This window comes from Pseudomonas sp. GM102 (assembly GCF_000282555.1).
In the GTDB taxonomy this organism is placed as follows: Bacteria; Pseudomonadota; Gammaproteobacteria; order Pseudomonadales; family Pseudomonadaceae; genus Aquipseudomonas.
In genome coordinates this window covers 1-11,565 of sequence record NZ_AKJB01000128.1, presented here as the reverse complement: position 1 = coordinate 11,565, position 11,565 = coordinate 1, and the positions used below count along the sequence as shown (strand labels likewise).

Sequence of the window (11,565 nt, the reverse complement as noted above, 5' to 3'; positions counted from 1 at the left end):
CTGCCGAAAACTGCATAACTCTTTGTTTACCAAGGAGTTTTCCGTTTCGACTGCGCCGGAAGTGGGGCGAATTATAGACTTCCAGAATCTGCCGTCAACCCCTGATTTCACAATTCTGTCATATAAGGCAAAGAAGCCCCGAAAACACGAAGGCCGGCCCCTAGGGGCCGGCCTTCTTCCCTTCTACTTACAAACTAGGGAATGCGAATTGCGAAGCCTCATGGCTCGCCCGTTGCGGCCAACGCTGGGTAATAGCCTTGCGACGGGTATAGAACCGCACGCCATCCGGACCATAAGCATGCAGATCGCCAAACAGCGAACGCTTCCAACCGCCAAAGCTGTGATAAGCCACCGGCACCGGCAAAGGCACGTTGACGCCGACCATGCCCACTTCGATCTCATCGCAGAACAACCGCGCCGCTTCCCCATCACGCGTGAAGATACAGGTGCCGTTGCCATATTCGTGATCGTTGATCAGTTGCATCGCCTCTTCCAGGCTGTTGACCCGAACGACGCACAGCACCGGCCCGAAGATCTCTTCTTTATAGATGCGCATCTCTGGCGTGACGTTATCGAACAAGCAACCGCCCAGGAAGAAACCTTCCTCATGACCGGCCACGCTCAGACCACGACCATCCACCACCAAGGTCGCACCTGCTGAAACGCCGTCTTCTATATAGCCACTGACTTTATCGCGAGCCTGACCGGAAACCAGCGGCCCCATATCCAGGCCACAGGTCGTACCGGCACCGATTTTCAGCGCTTTGACCTGCGGTACCAGTTTGGCCACTAACGCATCCGCCACTTGATCGCCGACGCAGACAGCCACCGAGATCGCCATGCAGCGCTCACCGCACGAACCGTACGCCGCGCCCATCAGTGCGCTGACTGCGTTATCCAGATCCGCATCTGGCATCAATACCGCGTGGTTTTTCGCCCCGCCCAGCGCCTGGACGCGTTTGCCGCGCTTGGTGCCTTCGGCGTAAATGTATTCGGCAATCGGTGTCGAGCCGACGAAGCTCAGCGCTTTGACTTCCGGCGCTTCAATCAAGGCATCCACCGCAGCCTTGTCGCCATGCACCACACTCAGCACGCCTTTCGGCAGGCCGGCTTCCAACAGCAGCTGAGCAATCAGCAGCGTCGAGCTTGGATCACGCTCGGAGGGTTTCAGAATAAAGCAGTTGCCACAGACGATCGCCAGCGGATACATCCACAGCGGCACCATGGCCGGGAAGTTGAACGGGGTAATACCAGCCACCACGCCCAATGGCTGGAAATCCGACCAGGCATCAATGTTCGGCCCAACGTTACGGCTGTACTCGCCCTTGAGAATTTCCGGTGCAGCACAGGCGAACTCGACGTTCTCGATCCCGCGCTTCAATTCACCGGCCGCATCTTCCAGGGTCTTGCCGTGTTCTTCGCTGATCAGTTGGGCGATGCGGGCTTCGTTCTGTTCCAGCAGTTGCTTGAAGCGGAACATCACCTGCGCACGCTTGGCGGGCGGAGTGTTACGCCAGGCCGGGAACGCAGCTTTGGCCGAATCGATGGCTTTTTGAATGGTTTCACGGCTGGCCAACGGCAGCTTGTGGATCGCCTGACCGGTGGACGGGTTGAACACGTCGGCCGTACGACCGTCTTCGGTCACCAGTTCGCCATTGATCAAATGCGGGATAAGGCTCATGCAGGGCTCCAGAAAAGTTGTCCACAGGCGCCCATAACCGAGCGCCTCTATATAGAAGGGAAAAATCAGTCGATTTTGTTCAGCACTTCGCCGACCGCGTCGAACAAGCGATCGAGGTCTTGCGGCTTGCTGTTGAAGGTTGGGCCGAACTGCAGGGTGTCGCCGCCGAAGCGCACGTAGAACCCGGCTTTCCACAGAGCCATGCCGGCTTCGAACGGACGCACGATGGCATCGCCGTCGCGAGGCGCAATCTGGATGGCACCGGCCAACCCGTAGTTACGAATGTCGATGACGTTTTTCGAGCCCTTCAAACCATGCAATGCATTTTCGAAATGCGGCGCCACTTCCGCCACGCTCTGCACCAGGTTTTCCTTTTGCAGCAGGTCGAGTGCCGCCAGGCCCGCAGCACAAGCTACCGGGTGCGCGGAATAGGTGTAGCCGTGCGGGAACTCCACCGCGTATTCCGGCGTCGCCTGGTTCATGAAGGTCTGATAGATCTCGGAGCTGGCAATCACTGCGCCCATCGGGATCGCGCCGTTGGTGACTTGCTTGGCAATGCACATCAGGTCCGGCGTCACGCCAAAGCTGTCGGCACCGAACATCGAACCGGTACGACCAAAACCGGTGATCACTTCGTCGAACACCAGCAGGATGTTGTGCTGATCGCAGATCTCGCGCAGACGCTTGAGGTAACCCTGCGGCGGAACCAGCACGCCAGCGGAACCGGCCAATGGCTCGACGAATACCGCTGCGATGTTCGAGGCATCGTGCAGCTCGATCAACTTGAGCAATTCATCCGCCAACGCGATACCACCCTGCTCCGGCATGCCACGAGTGAAAGCATTGCTCGCCAGCAAAGTGTGCGGCAGGTGATCGACATCCATCATCGCCTGACCGAACAGTTTGCGGTTGCCGTTCACGCCACCGAGGCTGGTGCCGGCGATGTTCACGCCGTGATAACCACGAGCTCGACCGATCATTTTGGTTTTGGTGGCCTGGCCTTTCAGGCGCCAGTAAGCACGCACCATTTTCACCGCCGTGTCTGCACACTCGGAACCCGAGTCGGTGAAGAACACGTGATTCAGATTGCCCGGTGTCAGGTCGGTGATTTTCTCGGCCAACTGGAACGACAGTGGGTGGCCGTACTGGAAGCCCGGCGAGTAATCCAGGGTACCCAATTGCTTGGCCACCGCTTCCTGAATTTCCTTGCGGGTGTGTCCTGCGCCGCAGGTCCACAGGCCCGAGAGCGAATCGTAGACCTTGCGGCCCTTGTCGTCTGTCAGCCAACTGCCCTCGGCAGCCACGATCAGTCGCGGGTCGCGCTGGAAATTGCGGTTCGCGGTGTAGGGCATCCAGTGAGCATCGAGCTTGAGCTGGCTGGCCAGGGAAGTCGGGGCGTTTTCAGGCACGTTCATGGGCAAAACCTCGCAGGGCAATAAGCGGCGTGGAGATGAAAAGCGTTCTTGCAGCTAAATTGCCACGGAGATAAAGTCGGTGAAATCCAACTTTTCTAACCTTCAGTCAGCCAGCTACTAAACTTTGAGTGAATAAAGCATGAGCAGCCGTCGTCCCGATCCGCTGGCGCAAGTCAGTGACTTTGATATCCGCCTGTTGCGGATTTTTCGCAGCGTCGTGGAATGCGGTGGCTTCTCCGCGGCAGAATCGGTGCTGGGGATCGGTCGCTCGGCCATCAGCCAGCAGATGAGCGATCTGGAGCAACGCCTCGGCCTGCGTCTGTGCCAGCGAGGTCGCGCCGGTTTTTCCCTGACCGAAGAAGGCCGCGAGGTCTACCAATCTGCGCTGCAGCTATTAAGTGCGCTGGAAAGTTTCCGCACCGAGGTCAACGGCCTCCATCAACATTTGCGCGGCGAATTAACCATTGGCCTGACCGACAACCTGGTCACCCTGCCCCACATGCGCATCACCCACGCCTTGGCGCAGTTGAAAGAACGCGGCCCGGACGTGCAAATCCAGATTCGCATGATCGCGCCCAATGAAGTCGAACAAGGTGTGCTCGACGGGCGCTTGCATGTCGGCGTGGTGCCGCAGGCCAGTGCGCTGTCGGGTCTGGAATATCAGCCGCTCTACAGCGAACGTTCGCTGCTGTATTGCGCAGTCGGCCATCCGTTGTTCTATGTCGACGACAAACAACTGGACGATGAGCGTCTCAATAGGCAGGACGCCATCGCCCCGACCTTCCGTTTGCCCGCCGAGATCCAGGCCCACTATCAGGCGCTCAACTGCACCGCCAGTGCATCGGATCGCGAAGGCATGGCATTTCTGATCCTGACCGGGCGCTACATCGGTTATCTGCCGGATCATTACGCCAGCCTCTGGGTGCAACAAGGCCGATTGCGTGCGCTGAAACCCAAGGCACGTTTTTATGACCTGAGCCTGGCATCTGTCACACGCAAGGGTCGTCGTCCCCATTTGGTGCTGGAGAGCTTTTTGGAGAGTCTGGCTGCAACGCGCTGAAAACGGTAGGAGCCGAGCTTGCTCGCGAAGACGGCTTAACATTTAACATTAATGCTGACTGACACCCCGCCTTCGCGAGCAAGCTTCGCTCCTACAAGGGCAGGGTTTTATCGCGACAGGACTTGTCTGCGGCCTGCGGGTGCGCTATCAACGCATCTGGTTGCACCCATTTACCTGTTCGGAAGTGCCTATGACCTTTGAAGTCCCAGCCCACGGCGGCAAACCCGCCAGCCGCATTCGTCAGAAGAACGAAGAGACCATCATCAAAGCCGCCGAAGACGAGTTCGCCCGTCACGGGTTCAAAGGCACCAGCATGAACACCATCGCGCAGAAGGCCGGGTTGCCCAAAGCGAACCTGCATTACTACTTCACCAACAAACTGGGTTTGTACGTGGAGGTGCTGAGTAACATCCTTGAATTGTGGGACAGCACCTTCAATACCCTGACTGTTGAGGATGATCCGGCAGAAGCATTGACGCGATACATTCGCGCAAAAATGGAATTCTCCCGGCGCCAGCCACAAGCTTCGCGGGTCTTCGCCATGGAGGTCATCAGCGGCGGCGAATGCCTGAGCGAGCATTTCAACCAGGACTATCGCATCTGGTTTCAGGGCCGGGCCGCAGTGTTTCAGACCTGGATCGACGCCGGCAAAATGGACCCCATCGACCCGGTGCACCTGATCTTCCTGCTATGGGGCAGCACCCAGCATTACGCCGACTTTGCCACGCAGATCTGCCGTGTCACCGGGCGCACCAAGTTGACCAAGCAAGACATGGAAGACGCCGGCAACAACCTGATCCGCATCATTCTCAAAGGCTGCGGCCTGACGCCTGCTATCTAAGACACTTATGCCTTTTACCCTCAGCGGCTTTTGCGAATACCGCGAAGAGATTCGCAAAAGCCGCTTCATCACCCTCGCCGGACCAATCACTAGCGCATCCGATGCCCAAGCGTTCATCGAGCAGCACAGTGATTTGAACGCCTCGCACAATTGCTGGGCCTGGAAACTCGGCGATCAATATCGCAGCAACGATGATGGCGAACCCGGCGGCACCGCTGGCCGGCCGATTCTGGCAGCGATCGAAGCGCAAGATTGCGATCAGGTCGCGGTGCTGGTGATCCGTTGGTATGGCGGCATTCAACTGGGCACCGGCGGCCTCGCCCGGGCCTATGGCGGCGGTGCCAACAAATGCCTGCAAGGGGCGCCGAAAGTCGAGCTGATCAGTCGGGTGCCGGTGAGTTGTGCCTGCGCATTTAGTGAATTGGCGCTGGTGAAACTTCGGGTAGCGGAACTGGGTGGTTTGGTCGTGGAAGAAACCTTCACGGCCAATGGCGTGGAACTGCAATTGGCGATCGGCGAGGGGCAGATAGATACCCTGCAAACGCAGCTGGCGGACTTGAGTCGCGGGCGCATTTTGTTGCAGCGATAAAAGATCAAAAGATCAAAAGATCGCAGCCTTCGGCAGCTCCTACGCGCCTGTGGGCGCTGCGATCTTTTGGGGCGCCCCGGTTTTCCTTATTCTCGATACTTGCCCACATCTGCTGTGCACCCAGCTGTGGATAACCTGAGCACATTCCCCTGTAACCCTTCTGTCATGCGGCTTTGCGGGCTTTGCTCATTTTTCATCCAAATTCCCAACGACAACATTTATTCCACGTAAAAACAAACAGTTAGAGCGGTTTATCGCCATTAGAAGAAAGCCCCTCAGTGCTTATGCTCCTCCGCTCGGCTTGCGCACAAATACTGTGGAACAACCTGTGGATAACCCGTTCATGGCTGGCGCAGCCCCATGTCCGACATAGCTTGCAAGGTATTGCTCGTTTTTTGATCAATTCACAGCGCGCAAAACCAGAGCCTGATCAAAGAACGTGCCCTCAAGTGGTGCCTGATTCGGAGTTGGAATAAGGCGAGACACCGCCCACAACCCTAAACCAGCAAGGCCTTGCCGATTTCCTGACTCAATGGCCAGGAAATTGCTTTATCCCCAGGCATAACTTCTGTCGACCCGAGCCTGTCATGTCCAACCCCGTGCCGATCCCCGATCAAACACCCCGCCTGCAATTGCGCAAAATCAGCAAACGTTATCCCGGTTGCCTGGCCAACGATGCCATCGACTTGAGCATTGCGCCCGGTGAAATTCACGCCCTGCTCGGCGAAAACGGTGCGGGCAAAAGTACCCTGATGAAGATCATCTATGGCGTCACTCACGCCGACTCAGGGGAAATGATCTGGCAGGGCCAGCGTGTGACCATGCGCAATCCGGCCCAGGCTCGCGGCCTGGGGATTGGCATGGTGTTCCAGCATTTCTCGCTGTTCGAAACCCTGAGCGTGGCGCAGAACATCGCGCTGGCCATGGGTGCGGCGGCGGGTACGCCGAAGCAGCTCGAACCGAAGATTCGTGAAGTGTCCCAACGCTACGGCATGGCCCTGGAACCGGAGCGACTTGTCCACAGCCTGTCCATCGGCGAGCGTCAACGGGTGGGAATCATTCGCTGCCTGATGCAGGACATCCGCCTGTTGATTCTCGATGAGCCGACATCTGTTCTGACCCCGCAAGAAGCCGACGAATTGTTCGTCACTTTGCGTCGACTGGCCGCCGAGGGCTGCAGCATTCTGTTTATCAGCCACAAGCTCGGCGAAGTGCGCGCGTTGTGCCACAGCGCGACGGTGTTGCGTGGAGGTCGGGTAGCCGGGCATTGCGTGCCGGCGCAGTGCTCGGATCGGCAACTGGTGCAGTTGATGGTCGGGGAAGCCGCGGAGCTGATCACTGACTATCCAAAGGTCATGGGGGCTGATGCGTTTTTGAGTGTGACGGGATTGTCCTGGCACAACCCGGACCCGTTCGGCTGCTCTCTGAAGAGTATTGATTTCAACGTGCGCAGCGGCGAAATCGTGGGGGTCGCCGGGGTGGCCGGCAATGGCCAGGATGAGTTGCTGGCCTTGCTCAGTGGTGAAGAACGGTTACCCCGCGATGACAGCGCAACGATCAGTTTCGGCGGGCAACCGGTGGCGCATCTGCGGCCGGATGCACGACGCAAACTTGGCCTGGCGTTCGTCCCCGCCGAGCGTCTGGGCCATGGCGCGGTGCCGGAACTGAGCCTGGCGGATAACGCCCTGCTCACTGCGTTTCAACAGGGGCTAGTCAGCAACGGGCTGATCCAGCGCGGCAAGGTCCAAGCGCTGGCCGAAGACATCATTCGCCGCTTCGGGGTCAAGACACCCGATGCCCAGGCGCCTGCTCGCAGCCTGTCGGGCGGCAACTTGCAAAAATTCATCCTCGGCCGGGAGATCCTTCAACAGCCTAAATTGTTGGTCGCCGCGCACCCGACCTGGGGCGTGGACGTCGGCGCGGCCGCGACCATTCACCGGGCGTTGATTGCCTTGCGTGATGCTGGCGCGGCGATCCTGGTGATCTCCGAAGACCTCGACGAACTGTTCCAGGTCAGCGATCGCCTCGCTGCGTTGTGCGCAGGTCGATTGTCGCCCCTGAAGGCGACCGTCGATACCCGCCTGAGCGACGTCGGCGGCTGGATGGCCGGCCAGTTCGACACACCTCAATCACCTGCCCCCGTAGCGCTTTAACGGAGTTTCACATGCTGCTTTCTCTCGAACCCCGTGGCCAGCAATCACGCCTGATGTTGTGGTGCTCGCCCTTGCTGGCGGCCGTGTTGACGCTGGGCTGTGGCTCATTGCTGTTTATCGCCCTGGGCCACGATCCGTTGCTGACCTTGCATACGTTGCTGATTGCACCGATCAGCGACTTGTACGGCGTCTCTGAATTGTTGGTCAAAGCGTTGCCGATTCTGCTCTGCGCATTGGGCCTGGCGGTGGCGTATCAGGCACGGATCTGGAACATCGGCGCCGAAGGTCAGTTGCTGCTCGGCGCCCTCGCCGGCAGTGCGTTGGCAGTGAACATCATTGGCTGGCAAAGCCGCTGGGCGCTGGTGTTGATCCTGCTCACAGGCACCCTGGCCGGCGCCGCATGGGCCGGGCTGACGGCGTGGTTGCGCACGCGCTTCAACGCCAATGAAATCCTCACCAGCATCATGCTCAATTACATCGCCCTGAACCTGCTGCTGTTCTGCGTCCACGGGCCGCTGAAGGACCCGGCGGGGTTCAACTTTCCAGAGTCGGCAATGTTCGGCGATGCCAGTCGACTGCCACTGTTGATGGAGGACGGCCGGGTTCATGCCGGTGTGTATTTCGCCTTGCTCGCGCTGGTGGCGGCGTGGGTGTTGCTGCAGAAAAGCTTTGTCGGCTTCCAGATCAAAGTGCTTGGGCTGGACAAGCGCGCCGCCGGTTTCGTCGGCTTTCGCGAGAAACGGCTGATCTGGCTAGCGTTGTTGATCAGCGGCGGCCTCGCGGGACTGGCCGGCGTGTGCGAAGTCACCGGGCCGATCGGCCAACTGGTGCCGCAGGTCTCACCGGGTTACGGCTATGCGGCGATCACCGTGGCGTTTCTCGGGCGACTGAATCCCATCGGCATTCTGTTCTCCAGCCTGTTGATGGCGCTGCTGTACATCGGCGGCGAAAGCGCACAGATGAGCATGAACCTGCCGCAAGCGATCACTCAATTGTTCCAGGGGATGATGCTGTTTTTCCTGCTGGCCAGTGACGTGCTGATTCTCTACCGACCGCGTTTGAACCTGCACTGGGCTCGCCGTGCACCAACCACCGCCGTACACGCAGGAGCCTTGTGATGGATATCGATCTGCTGAGCAATATTTTCTACGCCATGGTTCGCTGCGGTACGCCGTTGTTGCTGGTGGCGCTGGGCGAGCTGATTTGCGAGAAGAGTGGCGTCCTCAATCTGGGGCAGGAAGGCATGATGCTGTTTGGGGCGGTGATCGGTTTCATCGTCGCGCTGAACAGCGGCAACCTCTGGCTTGGCGTGGTGCTGGCAATGCTCGCCGGGATGCTGTTGTCGTCGCTGTTTGCCTTGGTGGCACTGGTGTTCAACGCCAATCAGGTGGCGACCGGGTTGGCGTTGACGATCTTCGGCGTGGGCCTGTCGACCTTTGTCGGCGCAGCGTGGGTTGGCAAACCGTTGGCGGGTTTTGAGCCGGTGGCGATTCCGTTGTTGAGTGAAATCCCGCTGATCGGGCGGATGCTGTTTGCCCAGGACTTGCTGGTGTACCTGTCATTCGCGCTGTTCACATTAGTGGCCTGGGTGGTTCTGAAAAGTCGCGTCGGGTTGATCATTCAGGCCGTCGGCGAAAACCCGGATGCCGCCAGTGCCGTGGGTTTGCCGGTGTTGCGCGTGCGTACGCTGGCGGTGCTGTTTGGTGGGGCCATGGCTGGGTTGGCCGGCGCTTATCTGTCCCTGGCGTACACGCCGATGTGGGCGGAAAACATGAGCGCCGGTCGCGGCTGGATTGCCCTGGCGCTGGTGGTGTTTGCCAGTTGGCGGGTGTGGCGATTGCTGCTCGGAGCGTATCTGTTCGGTCTCGCCAGCATCCTGCATTTGGTGGCGCAGGGATTGGGGCTGGCGATTGCGTCGAGCCTGCTGGCGATGCTGCCGTATGTCGCGACCATTGTGGTGTTGGTGCTGCTGTCCCGGGATGCCGTGCGCACACGGCTGTATGCGCCGGTGTCGTTGGGGCAGCCGTGGCAGGCTGGGCATTAGGTGTTGGCCGTTAGGGCCTCTTCGCGGGCAAGCCTCGCTCCTACAGGTTTTGTGTAGTTCGCCGATGAGGTGAACGACTCAAATCCGTAGGAGCGAGGCTTGCCCGCGAAGGCGCCCGAACAGGCAACACTTGAACAACGCCCCACGCCAATTCAAAGACCAGGAAAACAACCAGCAATGAGCTGGCGCCGTGGAGCAAGGCATACAGCTGCCAAGCCGAAAACAGAAACCGCCCCACCGCGTCATACCGCCCAAACACCTGCTGCGGATCACGAATCCGCAGCACCGCCCACACGCACACAATCGAACCCAACAAATTCGCCATCAGCATGTGCATCGGCTCGAACGGCGGTAGCTCGCCAGGCAGATTGAAAGTCTGGCTCAGGCTTAACAACACGCCATGCAACGCCGCAAAACTCCACGGCGTCACAAAAGCAGCGGTCACGATCAGGTCGTACCACGCACTGCCACGCACCACTTGACGATATTGCGTTGAAGTCCACATCCGTCTTGCTCCATAAATTCAGGGAGCAACAAGGCTAAAGCCTGGAGTATGCTCCAGGGTCAAGCCCTCTCGAGACATCAAGATGCGCATCGGTGAATTAGCCCAGGCCAGCGCCGTCAGCCGCGACACATTGCGCTTTTACGAGCAGCGCGGATTGATCGCCGCGCAACGCAGCGCCAATGGTTATCGCGACTATCCGGCGGAGATGGTGCAACTGGTGCTCTACATCAAGACGGCCCAGCGACTGGGCTTTACCCTCGGCGAGATCGGCAGCAGCGTCGCCGCGTTGTGGCAGGCGCCCGACCCGGCCAATGCCGTTACCCAACTGCTGCAAGACAAACTGAACCTGATCGAAACCCGCATCGCCGAACTCGATGTCTTGCGTCAGGAACTGCAACATCGGCTCGGTCAACGTTGTCCATTAAATCCGTGATTCTCATCCATCAAGGAAGCCATTCATGTCCAAGGCAAAAACCGCACTCATCATCGGCGCCTCCCGAGGCTTGGGCCTCGGTCTGGTGAAAACCCTGCTGGCCGACGGCTGGCAAGTCACCGCCACCGTGCGCAACCCGCAGAGCGCCGAAGCCTTGCAAGCGCTGGGCAAGGTGCGGATCGAAAAACTCGACATGGACGATCAGCAAGCGGTCATCGCCCTTAGCCAACAACTCAAGGGCGAAGTCTTCGACCTGTTGGTCGTGAATGCCGGGGTCAAGGGCCCGGAGGTCCAGACGCCGGGTGGCGCGACGTTGGCCGAGGTGGGTCAGCTGTTCTTCACCAACGCCGTGGCGCCGATCAATCTGGCCCAGCGTTTCGTGGGGCAGATTCGCGATGGCAGCGGCGTGCTGGCGTTCATGAGTTCGGTGCTGGGCAGTGTGACCATGCCCGACGCGCCGGAGTTGGCGCTGTACAAGGCCAGCAAAGCGGCGCTGAACTCCATGACCAACAGCTTCGTCACACAACTGGGCGAACAGAAACTCACCGTACTGTCGCTGCACCCGGGTTGGGTGAAGACTGACATGGGTGGCGAAGGTGCCGACATTGATGTGGAGACCAGCACACGCGGCTTGATTGATCAGGTGAATGCGTATGCCGGCAAGGGCGGGCATCATTTTGTGAACTACAGGGGCGAGACCATTCCCTGGTAAACACCACATTCCCCTGTGGGAGCGAGCTGTGGCGAGGGGGCTTGCCCCCGTTTGAGTGCGTAGCACTCACAAAATTTTTGGTACATCAGAGATTTGGGGACTGCTTCGCAGCCCAACGGGGGCAAGCCCCCT

The 11,565-nt window shown here is 59.2% G+C and carries 11 protein-coding genes; 8 read left to right on the top strand and 3 right to left on the bottom strand.

Annotation, left to right across the window (positions count from 1 at the left end):
* Positions 1–187: 187 nt before the first annotated feature.
* Positions 188–1,681, bottom strand: a complete 1,494-nt coding sequence (locus tag PMI18_RS02715; RefSeq protein ID WP_007906810.1) for a CoA-acylating methylmalonate-semialdehyde dehydrogenase — start codon at positions 1,679–1,681, stop codon at positions 188–190.
* 65 nt (positions 1,682–1,746) lie between these two features.
* On the bottom strand, positions 1,747–3,096 hold the full coding sequence (locus tag PMI18_RS02720) for an aspartate aminotransferase family protein (RefSeq protein WP_007906809.1): 1,350 nt from the start codon (positions 3,094–3,096) through the stop codon (positions 1,747–1,749).
* A 139-nt stretch (positions 3,097–3,235) separates the two neighbouring features.
* On the opposite strand from PMI18_RS02720, the gene PMI18_RS02725 reads away from it, so the two are divergent.
* From PMI18_RS02725 to PMI18_RS02750, 6 genes are all read left to right on the top strand, one after another.
* Positions 3,236–4,156 carry a LysR family transcriptional regulator gene (locus PMI18_RS02725; RefSeq protein ID WP_007906808.1) on the top strand — a complete coding sequence of 307 codons (921 nt, stop codon included), beginning with the start codon at positions 3,236–3,238 and terminating at the stop codon, positions 4,154–4,156.
* A gap of 190 nt (positions 4,157–4,346) precedes the next feature.
* Positions 4,347–4,997 (top strand): TetR/AcrR family transcriptional regulator, encoded by a 651-nt coding sequence (locus PMI18_RS02730; RefSeq protein WP_007906807.1) that lies wholly within the window; start codon positions 4,347–4,349, stop codon positions 4,995–4,997.
* A gap of 7 nt (positions 4,998–5,004) precedes the next feature.
* Positions 5,005–5,586, top strand: a complete 582-nt coding sequence (locus PMI18_RS02735; protein ID WP_007906806.1) for an IMPACT family protein — start codon at positions 5,005–5,007, stop codon at positions 5,584–5,586.
* Between the two features lie 587 nt (positions 5,587–6,173).
* Positions 6,174–7,739 (top strand): ABC transporter ATP-binding protein, encoded by a 1,566-nt coding sequence (locus tag PMI18_RS02740; protein WP_007906805.1) that lies wholly within the window; start codon positions 6,174–6,176, stop codon positions 7,737–7,739.
* 11 nt (positions 7,740–7,750) lie between these two features.
* The gene (locus tag PMI18_RS02745; protein WP_007906803.1) at positions 7,751–8,857 is read left to right on the top strand and encodes an ABC transporter permease; all 1,107 of its coding nucleotides are present in this window, start codon (positions 7,751–7,753) and stop codon (positions 8,855–8,857) included.
* The gene (locus PMI18_RS02750) at positions 8,857–9,783 is read left to right on the top strand and encodes an ABC transporter permease (RefSeq protein WP_007906801.1); all 927 of its coding nucleotides are present in this window, start codon (positions 8,857–8,859) and stop codon (positions 9,781–9,783) included. Before PMI18_RS02745 ends, PMI18_RS02750 begins: the two co-directional genes overlap by 1 nt.
* A gap of 40 nt (positions 9,784–9,823) precedes the next feature.
* Here PMI18_RS02750 and PMI18_RS02755 read toward each other — a convergent pair whose 3' ends face one another.
* Positions 9,824–10,288 carry a hypothetical protein gene (locus PMI18_RS02755; RefSeq protein WP_007906798.1) on the bottom strand — a complete coding sequence of 155 codons (465 nt, stop codon included), beginning with the start codon at positions 10,286–10,288 and terminating at the stop codon, positions 9,824–9,826.
* A gap of 82 nt (positions 10,289–10,370) precedes the next feature.
* Here PMI18_RS02755 and PMI18_RS02760 point away from each other — a divergent pair, with 82 nt between their 5' ends.
* Complete coding sequence (locus PMI18_RS02760; RefSeq protein ID WP_007906796.1) at positions 10,371–10,721, top strand: MerR family transcriptional regulator; 351 nt, start codon at positions 10,371–10,373, stop codon at positions 10,719–10,721.
* A gap of 25 nt (positions 10,722–10,746) precedes the next feature.
* Positions 10,747–11,433 (top strand): SDR family oxidoreductase, encoded by a 687-nt coding sequence (locus tag PMI18_RS02765; protein ID WP_007906794.1) that lies wholly within the window; start codon positions 10,747–10,749, stop codon positions 11,431–11,433.
* Positions 11,434–11,565 lie beyond the last annotated feature (132 nt).